This is a genomic window from Streptomyces sp. NPDC107528 (assembly GCF_055639295.1).
Map to the genome: position 1 here is coordinate 25252 of NZ_JBVKAV010000012.1, position 19764 is coordinate 45015.

Annotated in this window: 18 protein-coding genes; 12 read left to right on the top strand and 6 right to left on the bottom strand. The window is 70.3% G+C overall.

Annotation, left to right across the window (positions count from 1 at the left end; genetic code table 11):
- Positions 1-7: 7 nt before the first annotated feature.
- Genes ACZ7L5_RS33455 through ACZ7L5_RS33465 form a run of 3 tightly spaced genes read left to right on the top strand, consistent with a single transcriptional unit; the run spans position 8 to position 3873 of the window.
- Entirely contained in the window at positions 8-640 is a 633-nt protein-coding gene (locus ACZ7L5_RS33455; protein ID WP_471521579.1) for a potassium-transporting ATPase subunit C, read from the top strand.
- A gap of 3 nt (positions 641-643) precedes the next feature.
- Positions 644-1327, top strand: a complete 684-nt coding sequence (locus tag ACZ7L5_RS33460) for a response regulator (protein ID WP_471521581.1) — start codon at positions 644-646, stop codon at positions 1325-1327.
- Between the two features lie 2 nt (positions 1328-1329).
- Entirely contained in the window at positions 1330-3873 is a 2544-nt protein-coding gene (locus ACZ7L5_RS33465; RefSeq protein ID WP_471521583.1) for a sensor histidine kinase, read from the top strand.
- Positions 3874-3920: 47 nt separating this feature from the next.
- On the opposite strand, the gene ACZ7L5_RS33470 is transcribed toward ACZ7L5_RS33465, so the two are convergent.
- Positions 3921-4484 (bottom strand): universal stress protein, encoded by a 564-nt coding sequence (locus ACZ7L5_RS33470; RefSeq protein ID WP_471521585.1) that lies wholly within the window; start codon positions 4482-4484, stop codon positions 3921-3923.
- Positions 4485-4809: 325 nt separating this feature from the next.
- On the opposite strand from ACZ7L5_RS33470, the gene ACZ7L5_RS33475 reads away from it, so the two are divergent.
- From ACZ7L5_RS33475 to ACZ7L5_RS33500, 6 genes are all read left to right on the top strand, one after another.
- Positions 4810-5148: an SAV_915 family protein gene (locus ACZ7L5_RS33475; RefSeq protein WP_471521587.1), complete on the top strand. Its 339-nt coding sequence runs from the start codon at positions 4810-4812 to the stop codon at positions 5146-5148.
- Positions 5149-5159: 11 nt separating this feature from the next.
- On the top strand, positions 5160-6512 hold the full coding sequence (gene lysA / locus ACZ7L5_RS33480) for a diaminopimelate decarboxylase (protein WP_471521589.1): 1353 nt from the start codon (positions 5160-5162) through the stop codon (positions 6510-6512).
- A gap of 229 nt (positions 6513-6741) precedes the next feature.
- The gene (locus ACZ7L5_RS33485) at positions 6742-8037 is read left to right on the top strand and encodes an extracellular solute-binding protein (protein WP_471522084.1); all 1296 of its coding nucleotides are present in this window, start codon (positions 6742-6744) and stop codon (positions 8035-8037) included.
- 6 nt (positions 8038-8043) lie between these two features.
- Positions 8044-9042, top strand: a complete 999-nt coding sequence (locus tag ACZ7L5_RS33490; RefSeq protein WP_471521591.1) for a carbohydrate ABC transporter permease — start codon at positions 8044-8046, stop codon at positions 9040-9042.
- 110 nt (positions 9043-9152) lie between these two features.
- Positions 9153-9917 carry a carbohydrate ABC transporter permease gene (locus tag ACZ7L5_RS33495; RefSeq protein ID WP_471522086.1) on the top strand — a complete coding sequence of 255 codons (765 nt, stop codon included), beginning with the start codon at positions 9153-9155 and terminating at the stop codon, positions 9915-9917.
- 55 nt (positions 9918-9972) lie between these two features.
- Complete coding sequence (locus ACZ7L5_RS33500) at positions 9973-11025, top strand: endo-1,4-beta-xylanase (RefSeq protein WP_471521593.1); 1053 nt, start codon at positions 9973-9975, stop codon at positions 11023-11025.
- A gap of 173 nt (positions 11026-11198) precedes the next feature.
- Here the strand turns inward: ACZ7L5_RS33500 and ACZ7L5_RS33505 are convergent, their stop codons facing one another.
- Both ACZ7L5_RS33505 and ACZ7L5_RS33510 read right to left on the bottom strand, forming a co-directional pair.
- A complete protein-coding gene (locus ACZ7L5_RS33505) occupies positions 11199-11405 on the bottom strand; it encodes a DUF5999 family protein (RefSeq protein ID WP_030053671.1) in 207 nt (68 codons plus the stop codon).
- Between the two features lie 473 nt (positions 11406-11878).
- Positions 11879-12481, bottom strand: a complete 603-nt coding sequence (locus tag ACZ7L5_RS33510; protein WP_328883017.1) for a hypothetical protein — start codon at positions 12479-12481, stop codon at positions 11879-11881.
- Positions 12482-13057: 576 nt separating this feature from the next.
- Between ACZ7L5_RS33510 and ACZ7L5_RS33515 the strand changes: the two genes are divergently transcribed.
- A complete protein-coding gene (locus ACZ7L5_RS33515) occupies positions 13058-14575 on the top strand; it encodes a glutamate-cysteine ligase family protein (protein WP_471521595.1) in 1518 nt (505 codons plus the stop codon).
- 39 nt (positions 14576-14614) lie between these two features.
- Here ACZ7L5_RS33515 and ACZ7L5_RS33520 read toward each other — a convergent pair whose 3' ends face one another.
- Positions 14615-16405 (bottom strand): substrate-binding and VWA domain-containing protein, encoded by a 1791-nt coding sequence (locus tag ACZ7L5_RS33520; protein ID WP_471521597.1) that lies wholly within the window; start codon positions 16403-16405, stop codon positions 14615-14617.
- A 194-nt stretch (positions 16406-16599) separates the two neighbouring features.
- Between ACZ7L5_RS33520 and ACZ7L5_RS33525 the strand changes: the two genes are divergently transcribed.
- Positions 16600-17400, top strand: coding sequence for a CPBP family intramembrane glutamic endopeptidase (locus ACZ7L5_RS33525; RefSeq protein ID WP_471521599.1), 801 nt, complete (start codon positions 16600-16602; stop codon positions 17398-17400).
- A 165-nt stretch (positions 17401-17565) separates the two neighbouring features.
- Here the strand turns inward: ACZ7L5_RS33525 and ACZ7L5_RS33530 are convergent, their stop codons facing one another.
- Positions 17566-18375 carry a PhzF family phenazine biosynthesis protein gene (locus tag ACZ7L5_RS33530; protein WP_471521601.1) on the bottom strand — a complete coding sequence of 270 codons (810 nt, stop codon included), beginning with the start codon at positions 18373-18375 and terminating at the stop codon, positions 17566-17568.
- Positions 18376-18540: 165 nt separating this feature from the next.
- Here ACZ7L5_RS33530 and ACZ7L5_RS33535 point away from each other — a divergent pair, with 165 nt between their 5' ends.
- Positions 18541-19167 carry a PadR family transcriptional regulator gene (locus ACZ7L5_RS33535; RefSeq protein ID WP_471521603.1) on the top strand — a complete coding sequence of 209 codons (627 nt, stop codon included), beginning with the start codon at positions 18541-18543 and terminating at the stop codon, positions 19165-19167.
- A gap of 75 nt (positions 19168-19242) precedes the next feature.
- Here the strand turns inward: ACZ7L5_RS33535 and ACZ7L5_RS33540 are convergent, their stop codons facing one another.
- Complete coding sequence (locus ACZ7L5_RS33540) at positions 19243-19674, bottom strand: type II toxin-antitoxin system Rv0910 family toxin (RefSeq protein WP_363042648.1); 432 nt, start codon at positions 19672-19674, stop codon at positions 19243-19245.
- Between the last annotated feature and the right edge of the window lie 90 nt (positions 19675-19764).

The window sequence follows — 19764 nt, forward strand, 5'->3', positions numbered from 1 at the left end:
AAGGACCATGAACAACTCCGTTGTGAACACCGGACGATTGCTGGGCGCGGGTCTGCGGGCGCTGCTCGTGCTGACCCTGCTCACCGGCGTCATCTATCCGCTGGCCGTCACCGGCGTGGCACAAGCGCTCTTCAGCGACAAGGCGAACGGCTCGGAGATCAAGGCGGACGGCAAGGTCGTCGGTTCCTCGCTGATCGGTCAACAGGGCTACAGCCTGGACTACTTCCAGCCCCGTCCCGCGAACGGACTGGGAGAGAACTCGGTCAACACGCAGTACAAGCTGATCCTGTCCGGCGCCAGCAACCGCTCCGGCGACAACCCCGAGCTGATCCAGTGGGTGAAGGAGGCGAAGGCAAAGGTCGTCAAGGACAACTCCGTACCCGGCTACACGGTCAGGCCCTCCCAGGTCCCCGCCGACGCGGTGACCTCCTCCGGCTCCGGCCTGGACCCTGACATCTCCCCGCAGTACGCGGACATACAGGTCCACCGGGTCGCCGAGCACAACGACCTGCCCGTCGCCCGGGTGCAGAAGCTGGTCGACGACCACACCGAGGGACGCACGCTCGGCTTCGTCGGTGAGCCACGCGTGAACGTCCTCGAACTCAACATCGCGCTCAAGGAACTCAGCAAGGGCGACTGACCGATGACCCGGGTGCTGGTCGTGGAAGACGACCCCCAGCTGGTACGAGCACTCGTGATCAACATGCGGGCACGCCGGTACGGAGTGGACGCGGCGCCCTACGGCGCCACGGCCCTCCGGCTGGCGGCCGCGCGTCAGCCGGACGTGGTGATGCTCGACCTCGGCCTGCCCGACATGGACGGGGTCGACGTCATCACGGCGCTGCGCGGCTGGACCCGTGTGCCGATCATGGTGCTGTCGGCCCGTCGGGCCGCCGACGAGAAGGTGGCCGCGCTCGATGCGGGCGCCGACGACTACGTCACCAAGCCCTTCAGCATGGACGAGCTCATGGCCCGGCTGCGGGCCGCGGTGCGCCGCTCCGAGGGGACCCCACTCGCTCCCGGCACGACGCACGTGGCGACCGCCGAGTTCACCATCGACCTGCTGGCCAAGAGGGTCGTACGGGCCGGCCGCGACGTACGCCTCACCCCGACCGAGTGGCATCTGCTGGAGATCCTCGTGATCCGTCCCGGGCACCTCGTCACGCAGCAGCACCTGCTGCGGGAGGTCTGGGGGGTGTCCCGGAGCGGCAAGACCAACTACCTGCGGGTCTACATGGCTCAACTGCGCCGCAAGCTCGAGGCGGACCCCTCGCACCCTCGCTATCTCATCACCGAACCCGGCATGGGTTACCGCTTCGAAGGGTGAACATGGGAGGCGGCAGGCTTCGGATCCATCTCGGTGCGGCACCGGGCGTCGGCAAGACGTACGCGATGCTCTCCGAGGCGCACCGGCGCGTGGAGCGGGGCACCGACTGCGTGGTCGCGTTCGTGGAACACCACGACCGGCCGCGCACCGAGGTGATGCTGCACGGCCTGGAGCAGATACGTCGCAAGGAACTGGAGTACCGGGGCTCGTCCTTCACGGAGATGGACGTGGACGCCGTCCTCGCCCGCAGGCCCCAGGTGGCGCTCGTCGACGAGCTGGCCCACACCAACATTCCGGGCTCGCGCAACGGCAAGCGCTGGCAGGACGTGGAGGAGCTGCTCGCCGCCGGTATCGACGTGATATCGACCGTCAACATCCAGCACCTGGAGTCTCTCGGTGACGTCGTCGAGTCGATCACGGGCGTACGGCAGCAGGAGACGGTGCCGGACGAGGTGGTGCGCAGGGCCGACCAGATCGAGCTGGTCGACATGTCGCCACAGGCGCTGCGGCGGCGGATGGCGCACGGCAACATCTACCAGCCGGACAAGGTCGACGCGGCCCTGTCCAACTACTTCAGGCCGGGGAACCTGACCGCACTGCGGGAGCTGGCGTTGCTCTGGGTGGCCGACCGCGTCGACGAGTACCTCAACGCGTACCGCAGCGAGCACGAGGTCACGACCATATGGGGTTCGCGGGAACGGATCGTCGTGGGCCTGACCGGCGGTCCGGAAGGGCGGACGCTGATCCGCCGGGCGGCCCGGCTCGCGGAGAAGGGCGCCGGCGGCGAGGTGCTCGCCGTCTACATCGCCCGCAGCGACGGCCTGACCTCCGCCTCGCCCAAGGAGCTGGCCGTCCAGCGCACCCTCGTCGAGGACCTCGGCGGCACCTTCCACCACGTGGTCGGGGACGACATCCCGGCGGCCCTGCTGGCCTTCGCGCGCGGCGTCAACGCCACCCAGATCGTCCTCGGCGTCTCCCGCCGCAAGAGCTGGCAGTACGTCCTCGGGCCCGGCGTCGGCGCCACGGTCGCCCGGGACTCGGGTCCGGACCTCGACGTCCACCTGATCACCCATGGCGAGGCGGGCAAGGGGCGCGGGCTGCCCGTCGCCCGCACGGCACGGCTCGGCCGGGCGCGGATCATCTGGGGCTGGCTGGCCGGGGTCCTCGGCCCCGTCGTCCTCACCCTGCTGCTGACGCACGTCGCGCCGGAAGTCGGCCTCGCCAACGACATGTTGCTGTACCTGGCGCTGACGGTCGCCGTCGCGCTTCTCGGCGGGCTACTGCCGGCACTGGCCTCCGCGGTGGTGGGTTCGCTGCTCCTGAACTGGTTCTTCACGCCACCTGTGCACACTCTGACCATCGCCGACCCGAAGAACATCGTCGCCATCGCGATCTTCATCGGCGTGGCCGTGGCGGCGGCCTCCGTGGTCGACCTGGCGGCCCGCCGCACCCACCAGGCGGCACGTCTGCGCGCCGAGTCGGAGATCCTCTCCTTCCTCGCCGGGAACGTCCTGCGCGGTGAGACCAGTCTGGAGGCGCTGCTGGAGCGCGTCCGCGAGACGTTCGGCATGGGGTCGGTGGCTCTGCTGGAGCGGGAGAGCGACGTCGCCCCGTGGACCTGCGCGGGCAGCGTGGGACCCCGGCCCTGCCGGAACCCCGACGACGCGGACGTGGACGTGCCGGTCGGCGACCACATGGCCCTGGCCCTGACGGGGCGGGTGCTGCCCGCCGAGGACCGCCGGGTGCTCGCCGCCTTCGCCGCACAGGCCGCCGTCGTCCTGGACCGCCGGCGCCTCCGCCGCGAGGCCGACCGGGCCAAGGAACTGGCCGAGGGCAACCGCATCCGTACCGCGCTGCTGGCCGCCGTCAGCCATGACCTGCGTACTCCTCTCGCGGGCATCAAGGCGGCGGTGTCCTCGCTGCGATCGGACGACGTTGCCTGGTCGCAGGAGGACGAGGCCGAGCTGCTGGAGGCCATCGAGGAGGGCGCCGACCGGCTCGACCACCTGGTCGGCAACCTGCTGGACATGTCGCGCCTCCAGACCGGCACGGTCAAGCCGTTGATCAGGGAGATCGACCTCGACGAGGTGGTGCCGACGGCGCTCGGCGGGGTTCCGGGGGACAGCGTGGAACTGGACATCCCGGAGACGCTGCCCATGGTCTCCGTGGACAAGGGTCTGTTGGAGCGTGTCGTCGCCAACGTCGTCGAGAACGCCGTGAAGTACAGCCGCCAGGACGAACCGGTGCTGGTCGCCGCGAGCGCCATCGCCGACCGGGTCGAGGTACGCGTGGTCGACCGCGGCCCGGGCGTCCCGGACGAGGCCAAGGAACGCATCTTCGAGCCCTTCCAGCGCTACGGCGACGCCCCGCGCGGTGCCGGCGTCGGGCTCGGGCTCGCGGTCGCACGGGGCTTCGCGGAGGCGATGGGCGGCACGGTCAACGCCGAGGACACGCCCGGGGGCGGGCTGACGATGGTGCTGAGTCTGCGGATGGCGCGGGGAAGGCGGCCGGGGGAGACGGAGGTGCCGGCTGCGGCAATGCCGTAGACGCCCGGAGCACGGGCCATGGCCGGTACCGGGTGTGGCCCCCGGGGTCACGCCCCGTCCGGCCGCGCCGTCTCCTTCGCCAAGTGCCGTGTGTCCAGCCGCAGTCGCCAGGCGTTGCGCCGGTGTACGGCCGCCAGCTCAAACTCCAGCGGTGACGGCGGTACCGCGAGGACCGGGCAGGCGGCGTGGGCGAGGCAGTAGCGGGTCACCGAGCGGCAGCACGCGCGATGCCGGAGGCTGCGCCGGCCGGCGCCGACGACCAGGATGTCGTCCTCGCCGTCGGCGATCTCGACCAGTGCCTGTCCCGGAGTGCCACGCGCGACGAGGGCGTGCATCCACACGCCGGGGCCGGTCTCGCCGAACACGTCGCCGAGGACGGTGACCAGACGCTCGCGCGCCAGGCGCTGCCACTCGCCCTGCATCAGGCTCACCCCTGGACCGCGCCGGGCGACGGGGTCCCCGCCGGGCGGCTGCCATGCCGGCACCGGCCACAGCTGCGCGCCCCGCCGCCGCGCCTCGTCGGCGGCCCGGCGCAGGGCCGTCAAGCTGCCCACGGAACCGCTCACTCCGACCACGACCCGTGCTGTCGCGGCGCTGCCGGAACCGGACATGACTCCACCGTTCTTCGCACACGCCCGCGAGCCGTTCTCGCGGGAAGCCCTCGACGGGCCGCTCCCATCACACGCCTGCCGCAGGCCCGCAGCCAGCCCCGACGGCACTTCTTGGCGCGGCTCTGACGGCCTTCGCCCCGGCGGGCCGGGCTCCGCGTCAACGTCCCGTCAGTGTCCGGCCGATCGCCGTCAGCATCGCGTCATGAACCGCCCGAACACCCCGGTCATCGGGCATACCGTCGGTGGCAAGCCCCGGTCCGCCTCCCCGCGCCGGGGCTGTCAAGCCACCCACCCGATCCACCTCGGTTCCTCCCGGAGGCACCCCATGGCAGACATCCAGTACGACGAAGACCCGGAGCCCTCTGAACGGTTCCCGGCCGGCCCTCTGTACGTTCCGGTCCGGCCGGGACCGGCCGCCGCCTGTGCGGCCCGCCTCTTCCGTACGCCCCTCGGCGACCGTACGGCCGTAGGCTTCACGTCATCGCGGCAGCTGGCCGCGACCCTCGGCCCCGAGCAGCCCTGGATCAGGCTCGCCGAGCCTGCCCTGCGCGCCCTGGCCGCACCGCTCGGCGTCACCACCGTCACGGTGGACCCGCAGTTCGCGGCACCGGCTCCCACGCCGATCGAGCCCGTCGTCCCTGTTCCCGCCCTGCGGATCGGCTGAGGGGGCCCGCCATGACCACGCTTCACGAACCCACGGCCACGGCCTCCGCCGCGACCGCCGGCCCTGCCGATGCCCTGTCCGTCTGGCCCGTCTCGGCCGCCGAGTCCCGCCCGGGTGACCTCGCCGTCGGCGGTGTGCCCCTGGCCGAGGTCGCCGATCGCTTCGGCACCCCCGTCTACGTGCTGGACGAGACCGAGGTGCGCGAGCGTTGCCGCACCTACCGGCACGCCTTCCCGGACGCCGAAGTCCTTTACGCGGCCAAGGCGTTCCTGTGCCGCGCGATGGTCCACTGGATGGCCGACGAGGGCCTTGGCCTGGACGTCTGCTCGGCCGGTGAACTGGAACTCGCGGTCACCACCGGCTTCCCGCCGGAGCGGATCGTGCTGCACGGCAACGCGAAGTCGCCGCGTGACCTGGAGACCGCGCTTCGCCTCGGCGTCGGCCGCATTGTCATCGACAGCCCGTCCGAGATCGCCCGGCTGGCCGCGGCGGTCGGGCCCGACGGCCACCAGAAGGTCATGGTCCGCGTCGTGCCCGGCATCAGCGCCGGCGGGCACGAGAAGATCCGCACCGGGACCGAGGACCAGAAGTTCGGTCTGTCCATCCCGGACGGCTACGCGCAGCACGCCATCGCCCGGATCCTGGACCAGCCGCAGCTCGAACTCACCGGCCTGCACTGCCACTTGGGCTCGCAGATCACCAGCGTGAAGCCCTACATCGCCGCCGTACGGCGCATCGTCGGCCTCATGGCCCGGCTGTACGAGCAGCACGGCCTGGTCCTGCCCGAACTCGACCTGGGCGGCGGCCACGGCATCGCCTACCGGCCCGGCGAGCCGGTCCTGGACCTGACCCTGCTCGCGCGCAGGGTGCGGACGGAACTGGCCGAGGCCTGCGCGGCGGCCGGGCTCACGGTGCCGCGCCTCATCATCGAGCCGGGACGAGCGATCGCGGGCCCGGCGGGCATTGCGCTCTACCACGTCCTCGCCGTCAAGCGCACCGGTGCGCACACCTATGTCGCGGTGGACGGCGGCATGAGCGACAACCCGCGGCCCGCTCTGTACGGGGTGCGCTACGCGCCCCGGCTGGTGGGCAGGCACAGTACCGCCGCCCTCGCTCCGGTGACCGTGGTGGGCCGCCACTGCGAGGCGGGCGACGTCGTCGCCGCGGACGTCGAACTCCCCGACGACATCCGCCCGGGAGACCTCCTCGCAGTCCCGGCCGCCGGCGCCTACCACCTGTCCATGGCCTCCGGCTACAACCTGGTGGGCCGCCCACCGGTGGTCGCCGTGGCCGACAGCCACGCCCGGCTCCTGATTCGCCGCGAGTCCCTGGACGACATCCGCCGCCGCGACGTCGGCCTCTGAGACGTCCGGCGTCAGGGCGACCGTAAAGTTCGCCTCCGGAGTCGAATGTTTCGAGCAGCTCCCAGACTGAGCAAGGAGAGCCCAATTCACCTTGCTCAAAGGGTTGCCACCGTTTGGTAGCTGTCTCTAGGGTGCGGCAGCAGCGAAGCTTTCTGAATTCATTCCGAAACTTTCGATGCAACGGACGGTGTGGCCATGGACGCGCCGTCCCGTACCCAAGGAGCGCATGATGGGCGACCCGGGACTGTCCCGCCGCGGCTTCCTGGCGGCCTCCGCCGGGGCCGGTGTGGGCATGACGGCACTGAGCGGTTGCGGCGGCGACTCGGACGGAGGGTCGTCGGACGGCACGACCACCATCGAGTGGTGGAACATCTCCACCACCGAGCCGACTAAGAGCGTCTGGGCGGCGCTGGCCGAGAAGTTCGAGGCCCAGAACCCCAAGGTGAAGGTAAAGATCGTCCAGTTGGAGAACGACGCCTACAAGTCGAAGATGACGGCCCTGACCGCCTCCGGGAAGCTGCCCGACATCTTCCACACCTGGGGCGGCGGCGTCCTGAAGCAGCAGGCCGACGCCGGGCTCGTCGAGGACCTCACCGACCGCACCAAGGACTTCGCCGACGGCCTGCTGCCGGTCGCGAAGGAGCCGTACCTCCTCGACCAGAAGGTCTACGGCATCCCGTTCGACATCGGCATGATCGGTTTCTGGTACAACAAGGCCCTCTTCGAGGACGCGGGCATCACCGAGCCGCCGACGACCTGGAGCGACTTCCTCGACGCCGTACGGAAGTTGAAGGCCAAGGGCACCACGCCGCTCGCTCTCGCGGGCAAGGAGAAGTGGCCCGGCATGTACTACTGGGCGTACCTCTCGATGCGCACCGCGGGCGCCTCCGCCCTCCAGAAGGCCTACGACGACAAGGACTTCACCGGCGACCCCTTCGTGCAGGCCGGCCGGCACCTCCAGGAGCTCGTCGACCTCCAGCCGTTCCAGAAGGGTTTCCTCGGCGCCGCCTACTCCACCCCCACCGGTCAGGCCGCTGCCGTCGGCAACGGCAAGGCGGCGATGGAGCTCATGGGCCAGTGGGCCCCGGTCGTCCAGGCCGACGCCGGCAAGGGCCTCGGCGACGATCTCGGGTTCTTCCCGTTCCCCGCGGTGGACGGGGGCAAGGGCACGATCACCGAGGTGTTCGGCGGGGGTGGCGGGCACGCCCTGCGCAGCGGGGCTCCGCAGGCCGCCGTCGACTTCCTGAAGTTCTTCGCCTCCGAGGCGACGGACGTGGAGCTCGTCAAGAAGACCGGCGTCCTGCCCGTGGTCCCGGCGGCCGAGAGGGCCCTCACCGACCCCAACATCAAGGCCGTACAGGCGCAGTTGAAGGGCGCCACCGGCTTCCAGCTCTATCTCGACCAGGCCTACGCGCCCGCCGTCGGCCAGGAGGTCAACGACAGCGTCGGCGCGCTCGTCGCCGGGTCCAAGTCGCCCCAGCAGGTCGCCGAGTCGATCACGCAGACCGCGAAGGAAGAGCAGTAGCCGGCGATGACCTCCACGTTCCTGCCGGACAAGCGCACCGGGCCAGGCGTCGATCGCCCGCCCCCGCCCACCGGCGCGGCCCGCGGGCGGTCCCGGCGTCGAGTGCTGCACTGGCTCACCGCGGTCGGCTTCCAGGTGCCCGCGCTGGTGCTGTTCCTCGTCCTGGTGCTGCTGCCGATGCTGTTCGCGCTGTATGCCGCCTTCTTCCGCTGGGGCGGCTTCGGCATGCCGTCCGACTACATCGGCGCCGACAACTTCACCAGACTCTTCCAGGATCCCGTCTTCCTCGGCGACCTGTGGCGCTGCCTGGTCCTGGTCGTGCTGTCGCTCGCCGTCCAGCTGCCGTTCGCGCTCGCCATGGCCGTACTGCTCAACCAGAAGCTGCGCGGCCGGGCCTTCTACCGGATGCTGTTCTTCGGGCCGTACGTCCTGTCCGAGGCCATCACCGGCGTCCTGTTCGGCATGATCTTCGCCCCCGACGACGGCTTCGCCGACCAGATCCTGGGCCGCATCGGACTCGACGGGCTCGGCGGCGAGTGGTTCGCCGACCCGTCCACCGTCATGGCCACACTCTTCCTGGTCATGACATGGAAGTACTTCGGCTTCCACATGATGCTCTACCTCGCCGGACTCCAGTCCATCCCCGCGGAGTTGACCGAGGCCGCGCTGGTCGACGGCGCGAACGCCTGGCAGCGTTTCCGCGGCGTCACGCTGCCGCTCCTCGCGCCCACTCTGCGGATCAGCGTGTTCCTGTCCGTCATCGGGTCGATCCAGCTCTTCGACCTGGTCTGGGTGACCACCGCCGGCGGTCCCGACCACCACTCCGAGACGATGGCCGTGACCATGTTCCAGTACGGCTTCAAGCGCCACCAGGTCGGCTACGCCAGCGCGATCAGCGTGGTCATGTTCGGCATCAGCCTCGTCTTCGCCCTCTCCTACCAGCGGTTCGTGCTCCGCCGCGACCTCGAAGGGGCCACCACGACCATGCGGGGAGGCGCCAAGTGACGGCCAGGTCCGGCAGGAAGACGGGCAGGAAGACGGGCAGGAAGACGGGCAGGAAGACCGGCAGGACGAGTCTGCCGCTGCACGTGATCCTCTTGGTGGTCGGCGCCGTGATGGTCGTGCCGCTGCTCTACGCCGTCGTGTCCGGCTTCAAGTCCACCGACGAGTTGTCCCGCAACCCGGTCGGACTGCCGGAGTCGTGGGTGGCCGGCAACTACACGGACATCCTCGGCTCGGGCGACTTCTGGCGGTTGATCGGCAACAGCACGCTGATCGCGGTGGGGACGACCGTCCTGGTCGTGGCGGTCTCCGCGCTGTCGGCCTTCTCCTTCGCACGGTTCGCCTTCCGGGGCCGGGAGGCGCTGTTCACCCTCTTCACGATGGGACTGATGTTCCCCTTCGCGGTCGCGGCCCTGCCCCTGTTCCTGCTGCTGCGCTCCCTGGGCCTGCTGGACAATCCGCTCGGCGTGATCCTTCCGCAGGCCGCCTTCGGGCTGCCGATGACCATCATCATCCTGCGCGGCTTCTTCCGGGAGATCCCCGGCGAGTTGGAGGAGGCGGCCACGCTCGACGGGTGCGGCCCCCTCGGCTTCTTCTGGCGGGTGCTGCTGCCCATGGCACGGCCCGCGCTGGGCACCGTCTCGGTCCTCGCCGTCGTCACCAGCTGGAACAACTTCTTTCTGCCGCTGCTGGTGTTCACCGACTCCACCTGGTGGACCATCCCGATCGGCGTCCAGCAGTTCCAGGGTCAGTACTCCGCGGACTACGCCCGCGTCTTCGCCTACCTGGTGCTGGCCATGGTCCCCGCCCTCGCCTTCTACTCGGTCGCCGAGCGCCAGCTCGTCGGCGGCCTCACCGCCGGCGCGACCAAGGGTTGACGCGCGCGGGCGGACGTACGGCTCAACACACCACCGCTACGTGAGGAGTCGCACCATGCGCAAGAACCGTCTGAGACTCGCCTGCGCCCTCGCCGCCGTCCTGGTCGCCGCGGGTGTGGCGAGCGGCCCGGCGGCCCAGGCCCACGGCAAACCGCCCACCCTCGCCGACCTCGCCCAGCGCCAGGGCCGCTACTTCGGCAGCGCGACCGACAACCCCGAGCTGGTCGACGGGCCGTACAAGGCGCTCCTCGGCAGCGAGTTCGACCAGATCACCCCCGGCAACGGCATGAAGTGGTACGCCACCGAGCCCCAGCAGGGTGTGTTCGACTTCTCGAAGGGCGACGAGATCGTGAACCTCGCCCGCGCCAACCACCAGAAGGTGCGCGGCCACACCCTCGTCTGGCACAGCCAGCTGCCCGGCTGGCTGACGGGCCGCGAGTGGACGGCGGACGAGCTGCGGGCCGTACTGAAGAACCACATCCAGAAGGAGGTACGGCACTACCGCGGCAAGGTGTTCGCCTGGGACGTCGTCAACGAGGCCTTCAACGAGGACGGCACCTACCGCGAGACGGTCTTCCACAAGACGCTCGGCCCCGGCTACATAGCCGACGCCCTGCGCTGGGCCCGCCAGGCCGACCCGAAGGTCAAGCTCTACCTCAACGACTACAACATCGAGGCGGTCGGCCCGAAGAGCGACGCCTACTTCCGTCTCGCCAAAGAGCTGAAGGCCCAGGGAGTACCGCTCGACGGCATCGGCCTCCAGGCGCACCTGGCCCTGCAGTACGGCTATCCGACCACGCTGGAGAACAATCTCCGGCGCTTCGCCGGGCTGGGGCTCGACACCGCGCTCACCGAGGTCGACATCCGGATGATCCTGCCGGTGACCGAGGAGAAACTGGCCCAGCAGGCCGAGTGGTACCGGGACCTGACCGGGGCGTGCCTGGCCGTGCGCCGGTGTGTGGGCATCACCGTCTGGGACTACACCGACAAGTACTCCTGGATCCCGGCGTTCTTCGAGGGCGAGGGTGCCGCGCTGCCGTGGGACGAGGAACTGCGTCCGAAGCCGGCGTACTTCGCGATACGGCAGGCGCTGAGGCGGCTGAGGTAGGTGGGCCGCCGCCTCAGGCGCACGGAGAACTACGCTGAGTGACCACCCCTGGATACACGTGGGGGCCGGCTCGCAGTCAGGGTCTGCGACCGGCCCCTGGGAGTACGCCGGGCGTCGGTCATCGCGTCGCCCGGTAGTGCTGCAGGACCTCTCCGGCGTGCTGCCGGCAGGCGCTACGCGGCGGTCATCACCTTGCCGGTGCCCAGCGGACGGTGCGGGGCGATGATCTGGCCGTCCGGCAGGAGCTCACCGGTGTCCTCGAAGAGCAGGACACCGTTGCACAGCAGGCTCCAACCCTGCTCCGGGTGGTGCGCCACGAGACGGGCGGATTCCCGGTCGGCGGAGTCGGCTGAGGGACACGGTGGCTGGTGCTGGCACATGGATGGGATCTTTCGCTCTGTCGTGATGTGTGAGATGGCTGTGGCGTCTGTTTCGCGGCGTGAAGCTTCGTTCATGGCCGCCCCCCGTTGTGATTAGTCGGTCGGAACCCAGTGTTGCCCCACGGGCGTCAATCCGCAGGGATTTCGCAGCACCGCTTTCTCACAGGTTGATGACGCATCACCCGCGCGGACGGTTCATCCCAACTCCACTGTCATTTCGGGTGGTTCGCCGTGGTCGGATGGGGCTAGTCCGTACGGGCCGGGGCCTTGAGTGGCTCGTTCGAGCGCATTGTCGCTCGCGCGAGCGATACTTTTCTCGCACGCTCGACTATTGTGCGCTCAGGCGAGTGCAATCCTGCTCGTACGAGTTCCGAGTGCGGCGGTGTCGCGTGTCTGTCGCGTCTTTTGCAGCGGCGTGCCCCGCAACCCGGGATCGGGGCGGCGGGGCACGCGGGCGCTCGCGCGGTGCGCTGTCAGGCGGGTGAGCCGAGCAGCGGAGGCAGTGGGGGCAGCGGAGCCGGAGTCGCGCGGTGGGTCAGCACCGGGAGCAGCTCGGCGACCAGGTGCGGCAGATGGGCCGCGATGCCGGGCGGGGCGGGGGCCAGCGGCACGAGGAGGTCCGTGGCGGCCGGGTGGCCGGCGGTGGCGTCCGCGGTGCAGTCGCCGTGCAGCCAGAGGGTGAGCATGTAGAGGCCGGGGAACGACAGCAGGCGCGCCTGGTAGGGCTGTGCGATCGTCTCGGCCTGCCGCAGTGCCCGCTCGGTGGAGGCGATGTACGGGCCCTCGAAGAAGTGCGAGAACGTCCAGCCGTCCGGGGTCAGCCGGGTCTCGGCCGCGGCCACTGCTCGTTCGCCGCACCGGATCAGGAAGCGCCAGCCGGCCAGCCGGGTCGCGGTCACGCCTGCCGGGGTGATCTCGTCCACGACGTGCACGGGCAGCGGGAGTTCGGGTGTGGCGGGGCCCTGGGCGGCGCGCAGGGAGGGTGTTCGGGCCTCGCGGACCGCGGTGGGCGAGCCGAGTGCGGTGAGGACGGAGCGAAGTGCGGGCGCGGGAGCCGGGGGAACATGCAGCGGCATGGTGGGTCGCCTCTCATTGACAGGCACGGTGGCGCGAGGGCGTGGCGGGGGCGGACGGCGCTGTCTGCTCACGGAGGTCAGAGAGGCGGGGGCCGGGGTCTGGGAGCGCGGGGGGTGAGTGAGGCCTGTCCTGCGTGACCTGACGGCAGGTCCCGGGACCGTGGGCGCCAACCCTCTGCCTTGATTGCGGAGTTTATACGACGAGTGTTCAGACGATGTTTCATCTAGCCGCTTTTGGCGCACCCGGCAAGGGCCCATTCAGCCGGTGTTTTGTGGGAATCATCCCGATTGCCGACCGGCGATACACCTATGACCTCGAAAAACACCCGGGGTGCGGTCGGCCAATTCTCGTCGGCGTTTTTCACGAGTTCGGAAGCCATCCGCAACTGCACCGTGCTCCATGCCCGGTGAATGTGCCGCCGGTCACGTCCGACAGCGTAGCGGGCGCCGGGTCGACGCGGGACGTTATCGATCGCTTCTGCTGGGCATCATCCCACCTGACCCGGGACCGGGCGGCAGGATCCAGGATCCGCCGACCGGGCCCTCAGAGCCGGCCATCCGAGGAGGGAAGCTTCGATGGGGGAGAAGGTCGTGGCAGGTCGGTTCGATCTGTCCGATCGCCAGAACTACCGCGAGAAGCTGCGGCAGTGTCTGACGGGCCTGGAGCGGCTGCTGGAGGAGAAGCGGTTCGACCGCCCCAAGAACCTCATGGGGCTGGAGATCGAATTGAATCTCGCCGGCGCCGACGGCATGCCGAAAATGTTGAACATGCAGGTACTGGAGCGGATCGCCAGCCGTGATTTCCAAACAGAACTCGCCATGTTCAATCTGGAGGTCAACATCGCCCCGCACCGGCTTCAGGAGCGGGTATTCGACCGGCTTGCCGAAGAGCTCCGTACGTCACTGGCATATGCCGACCGAAAAGCAGGTGAGCTCGACGCCGGAATCGTGATGATCGGCATTCTGCCGACGCTGGACCGGGACGACCTGGTCTCCTCGAACCTCTCCGCCGTCGACCGCTACACCCTGCTCAACGACCAGATCGTGGCGGCCCGCGGTGAGGAGTTCACGCTCGACATCGACGGTGTGGAGCGCCTGACGTGCACCTCGGGCTCCATCGCCCCTGAGGCCGCCTGCACCTCCGTGCAGCTGCACCTCCAGGTCACCCCGGGCCGCTTCGCCGACGTCTGGAACGCGGCCCAGGCGGTCGCCGCCGCGCAGGTCGCCGTGGGCGCCAACTCGCCGTTCCTCTTCGGGCGCGAGCTGTGGCGGGAGTCGAGGCCACCGCTGTTCCAGCAGTCCACCGACACCCGCCCGCCCGAGCTCCAGGCCCAGGGCGTGCGGCCGCGCACCTGGTTCGGGGAGCGGTGGATCTCCTCGGCGTACGACCTCTTCGAGGAGAACCTGCGGTTCTTCCCGGCCCTGCTGCCGATCTGCGACGACGAGGATCCCCTCGAGGTCCTGAACGCCGGCGGTACACCGTCGCTCGCCGAACTCGTCCTGCACAACGGCACCGTGTACCGCTGGAACCGGCCGGTCTACGGCATCGCCGACGGCGTCCCGCACCTGCGTGTGGAGAACCGCGTGCTGCCCGCCGGGCCGACCGTCACGGACGTCGTCGCCAACGCGGCGTTCTACTACGGCCTCGTCCGCGCCCTCGCCGAGGAGACGCGGCCCGTGTGGACCCGGCTGCCCTTCGAGGCGGCGGCGGCCAACTTCGACGAGGCGTGCAGGCACGGCATCGACGCGCGGCTGCGCTGGCCCCGGCGGGGGCGGTACGGCGGGACGACCGAGGTCGACGCGGTGAGCCTCGTACGCGACGAACTGCTGCCGCTCGCCGAGGTCGGCCTGGACGCGTGGGGCGTCGAGCCGGCGGACCGGGACTTCTACCTGGGCGTCATCGACGAGCGATGCCGAAGGCGCACGAACGGCGCGTCCTGGCAGGCGGCCACCTTCCACCGGGCCCTGGAGTCGGGCCTGTCCCGCGAGGCGGCCCTGGCGGCGACGACGCGCCGGTACCGCGAGCTGATGCACCGCGGGGATCCGGTGCACACGTGGCCGGTGGGGCTGCTGGAGCCGGTGCCCCTGGGGTGATGCCCGGCGGGACGGGTGCGGTGGCCGGGCGTGGGCCTCTCAGTCCGGGGCGCCGGGGGACGCCGCCCCGACGATGGCCTTCAGGATCACCGAGTGGATCTGGGACGGGTCCGTCACCTCGTGGCCCGAGCCTCCCGTCGCCCTGGCGATGCGGTCGGCCTCCTCGCGGTCGGCGTCGGGGCCGACAGCGATCATGATCAGGGGGACCGGGCGCTCGGGGTTGGTGAGGCGCTCCAGGCGGGCGATGAGGTCGGCGCGCGCGATGCTGCCCGGGTCCTCGTTCCTGCCGTCGGTGAGGAGGACCAGTGCGTTGAACCTGCCCTTGGCGTAGGAGTCGGTCGCCGCCCTGTAGGCGGCGAGCGTGGTGTCGTACAGGCCGGTCCCACCGTTGGGTACCGGCTCCAGGCTGCCGAACGCCGTCGAGAGCCTTTCGCGCTGCGCCCTGTCGCCGTTCCCGTCGCCGAGCCGCTCGGTCGGCACCAGGACGCGGTAGTCCTTGTCGCCGTCCAGCTCGGTGGAGAAGTCCCACAGGCCGATCTCGTCGTCGGACGTGAACGTGGCGAGAGCCTGCAGCAGCGATGCCTTGGTGACGTCCATCCGTGACTGCTCGGTGCCCGGCACCGGCTCGGCCATGGATGCGGAGGCGTCCACGACCGTGGTGATCCGCGCACTCTGCACGGTGATCGTCCACACGCCGAGCGTCTCCTGGACCGCGACCGCCGAGGCCGGTCGGCCCGCCGGCTCCGTGTACGGCTGCGGGCTGCTGCCGCCTGCCCGGGTGACCAGGGCGTCGGGCGGCGCCGCGTCGTCGGACGCCCTGAAGCCGTGCCGTTCCAGCAGCCGCCGCTGCCGAGCGTCGCCGAGGTAGCTCATGAACCGGATCGCGGCCCGGCTCTCGTCGGTCGTCAGCCCTGTCTGGTCGAGGAGGGCGTACGGGTAGTCGAGGCGGGGCGAGCCGTCCTTCGGGTAGAAGAAGTCCAGGCTGCTCCCGCCGTCCGTCCCCGAGTTGTACATGTGCGCCGCCTGCTCGCTCACGACCAGCGCCTGATTGCGTTTCGGGTTGCCCAGCTCGGTGCCCGAGGAATCGCGCGGCAGGGTCTCCAGCACCTGGCCGTCGCTGTCGGAGACACGTTGCGACAGCGCCTTCATCAGCGCCGCGGCCTGCGTGTCCCCGCCCTCGCCCTCGGCGGCGGCCGTGCTCAGTTGCGTGAGGGCGAGCAGCCCGCTCGCGCTGCGCGCGGGGTCGGCCGCGCCGAGCCGGAGTGAGTCGTCGCGCAGGCGGGCGCCCGCCAGCTCCAGCCAGCTGTACGTCTTCCTCGGCCACCCCAACGACTTCGCGGCCGCGGGCACCATCGCCACCCCGACCGGCGTGGAGGCGACATGGCCCACCGTGGAGACCGCGGACACGCCGCCGTCCGCCGTGAGCCGCTGGAGCCACAGCTCCGAGTCCGGCACCCACACCTCGGCGTCGGGGCCCTTGCCCGCCCGGAGCGTGTCCGCGACCTCGTAGGACTCGCGAGCGCTCACCGTCACGGCAACGCAACGCCCATCGGAGGTGAGGTCGGCCTCCCTGGCCTGCTTCGCCGCCGTTTGCAGCGCCGGGGCCAGGTCGGGGGAGACTGCGAGGGTCAGTCGTACCGGGTCGTCCTGGCAGGAGGAGCCGAAGGAGAGCAACCCGCCCCTGACCGCCACAGCCGTACCGCCGGCGACGGTCAGGACGAGGACGGTCGCGATGACCACCGTGCGGCGGCGGGCGCGTCGACGGAGGCCGGGTCGACGGGGGTCGCTGCCGCCCGCCCCATACTGATCGGGCAAGCTGTGACGTCCCATGACGGTGGTGCCCCTCCCTGTTGCCCTGCTGAACCCCGTGCCGGAGTCCGGCCGTATGGCAGGCAAAGGGGCGGTACGCCCCGTACGGCGCCCGTCCCCCCAACGGCCTGTCGCGCACGGTCTTCGTAAGTGCATTCGAGACCCTAGCGGGGTGGCGATGAGGATGAGGCGGGATTACTCAACTGGAGGCAGGTGTGCAGGGCGAGGCAGGCCCCGTGGCCGATTCTTTTCCGCATGAGCGGCCCTCGCGACGGATCTTCCGTGATGAGACGCTGCTTGTCCTGGGGCTTTCGCTCGGTGCGAGTGGTGTGTCCGCCCTGATCAGCTTTGTCGGCTCGGTCACCAAACCGGGGGGCCTCAAGGACCAGGCGGCCACGCTCAACGCCTCGGCCGCGCCAGGGCGTCCCTGGCTGGATCTCGCCTGGCAGCTCTTCGGCATCACCACCGCCCTGATCCCCGTCGCGCTCGTCGCGCACTTCCTGATGCGCGAGGGGCAGAGCCTGCGCACCCTCGGCTTCGACCGCACTCGCCCCTGGCTGGACCTCGGCCGTGGCGCGGGCGTCGCGGCGGTGATCGGCAGCACCGGAATCGCCTTCTACCTGGCCGCTCGCGGCCTCGGCTTCAACCTCACCGTGGTGCCCGAGGCGCTGCCCGACGTGTGGTGGAAGTACCCGGTGCTGATCCTCTCGGCGATGCAGAACGCGATCCTCGAAGAGGTCATCGTCGTCGGCTATCTGCTGCGCCGGCTGGACCAGTTGGGCTGGACGCCCGGCACCGCGCTGGTGGCCAGTTCCGTACTGCGCGGCTCGTACCACCTTTACCAGGGCATCGGCGGCTTCATCGGAAACATGGCGATGGGCGTGGTGTTCGTCTACCTGTACCGGCGCTGGGGCCGGGTGGGTCCGCTGGTCGTGGCGCATTCCCTGCTCGACATAGGGGCGTTCGTGGGGTATGCGCTGCTGGCCGGGAAGGTGGGGTGGCTGCCTACGGCGTGACATCGGTCGATGGATCGACAGGTCGACAGGTCGACAGGTCGACAGGCCGACGGGTGGACAGTCGCCGTAAGCATGCCGAGGGGGGTGTACGAGACCGTCGTACGCCCCCCTCGGCATGCCCGGCCGGGCCCGCGGCACCGTCGACTCGCAGGCCGGATGACGTTGTCAGGCGATCAGCTCGCCCTCGATGACGGTCACCGCGTGGCCGCTCAGCAGCGTGCGGTCGCCGCGCAGTTTTGTGCGGATGCGGCCGGAGCGTCGGGAGGCCTGCAGGCCGGTGAGGTCGGTGCGCCCGAGGCGCTCGGACCAGAAGGGGGCGAGGGCCGTGTGGGCGCTGCCGGTGACGGGGTCCTCGTCGATGCCTACATTCGGGAAGAAGCAGCGGGAGACGTAGTCGTAGCCGCGGGCGGGGTCTTCGGCGCGGGCGGTGGCGATGATGCCGCGCTCGGAATACGCGCCGAGAGCCTTGAGGTCGGGGCGCAGGGAGCGGACCGTCTTCTCGTCGGCGACTTCGAGGAGCAGGTCGCCCACGTTCGGACCCGTGTCGAGGGCCACGAGCGGCTCTGTGCCCAGCGCCTGCGCGACCCCGTCGGGTACGTCGACCGGGGTGAGGGGGGCGGTGGGGAAGTCGAGCGTGATGGAGCCGTCCTCGCGGGGCGTGGCGACGAGGACGCCGCTGCGGGTGGCGAACCGTACGGGTCCCTCGTGAGCGCCGGTGCTGTGCAGCACGTGGGCCGTGGCGAGCGTGGCGTGCCCGCACATCGCCACCTCCGCGACGGGCGTGAACCACCGCAACGCCCAGTCCGCCTCCCCGCCCTCCTCCAACGGGTGGGCGAACGCCGTCTCGGCGTGATTGACCTCCATGGCCACGTTCTGGAGCCAACCGTCCTCAGGGAAGCCGTCCAGGAGGAGCACCCCGGCCGGGTTGCCGCCGAAGGGGCGGTCGGAGAAGGCATCGACGATTCGAATCCGCATGACGGAGACGGTAGGGGGCGTGCGGAGCGGGCGGCCAAGGCCAATTCGGGGGTGCTGGACCGATTTCGGGTCGCCACCGCATCTCACCTCCACTCTTGCCTAACGAACTCTACCGATATATCGTTGAGCCATCGCGACAGATCAACGATGGATGGAGTGATTGCGATGCGTTCCCATGGATTCGAGCGTGGACACGGTGGACACGGCCATCACGGCCGAGGTGGCTTCGAGGGGCTTCGCGGCGCCTTCGGGCCGTTCGGGCCGGGTGGCCATGGGGGCCCCGGTTTCGGTGGGCCTGGATTCGGGCCCGGGCCCTGGGGGCCGAGGGGTGGTCGAGGCGGACCGCGGGGGAGGGCACGGCGCGGTGATGTGCGCGCGTCGATCCTCGCCCTGCTGAAGGACCGCCCCATGCACGGCTACGAGATGATCCAGGAGATCGCCGAGCGCAGCGGCGGGGCGTGGAAGCCCAGCCCCGGCTCGGTGTACCCCACCCTTCAGCTGCTGGAGGACGAGGGCCTGATCGCCAGTGAGAGCGAGGGCGGCAAGAAGCTGTTCTCGCTCACGGAAGCGGGCCGCGAGGCGGCCGAGGCAGGGCCCGAGGCGCCCTGGGAGGAAGCCTCCCGTGGTGTCGACTGGGAGGCCCTCGGTGAGATCCGCCAGGCCGGCTTCGGTCTGATGGAGGCCTTCGGGCAGGTCTGGAAGACGGGCAGCAAGGAGCAGCGCGAGAAGGCGCTGACCGTCATCAACGACGCCCGCAAGCGGCTGTACCTGATCCTCGCCGACGAGGACTGACGGTCGGGCGAGGAGCGGCTGAATGCGCCCCGTGGAGTGATCCGCGGGGCGCTTTCACGTGTGCGGCGAGGGCCTTCAGGTCACCAGGCCCGCCAGCTTCCGCAGCGACTCGTTCAGGGCTGCCGTCGCCGAGTCCTTGAGCTTGCCCGCCATCAACGACACCGCCGCACCCGTGAACTCCCCGTCGATGCGCACGGTCGTGGCGCTGTCGCCGTCCGGGGTCAGGGTGTAGCGCGTCGCCACGGTCACCGCCATCGGCCCCTTGCCGCGAATGGCGAGCACCCGTGCCGGCTCCAGTTCCTCGATGGTCCACTCGACCTCGGCCGGGAACCCCATCAGCTTCATGTTCTCCTGGAAGGTCCCGCCCACTTCGAGGGCCGCGGGGCCGCCGCCCGGGAAGCTGGTGTGGGTGGCGTTCCACTGGCTCCATGACGACCAGTCCGTCAGCTGCGCCCAGACCTTTTCGGCCGGTGCCTCGATGCGTGCCTCCGCGCTGACTTCGGCCATGCGACCACCCCTTCGTCTCGGGCTACGGTGTCGCGGAACGTAGCCGTGGGACGTGGAACATTCAATACTGATGAACCGTCAGGAAATGTG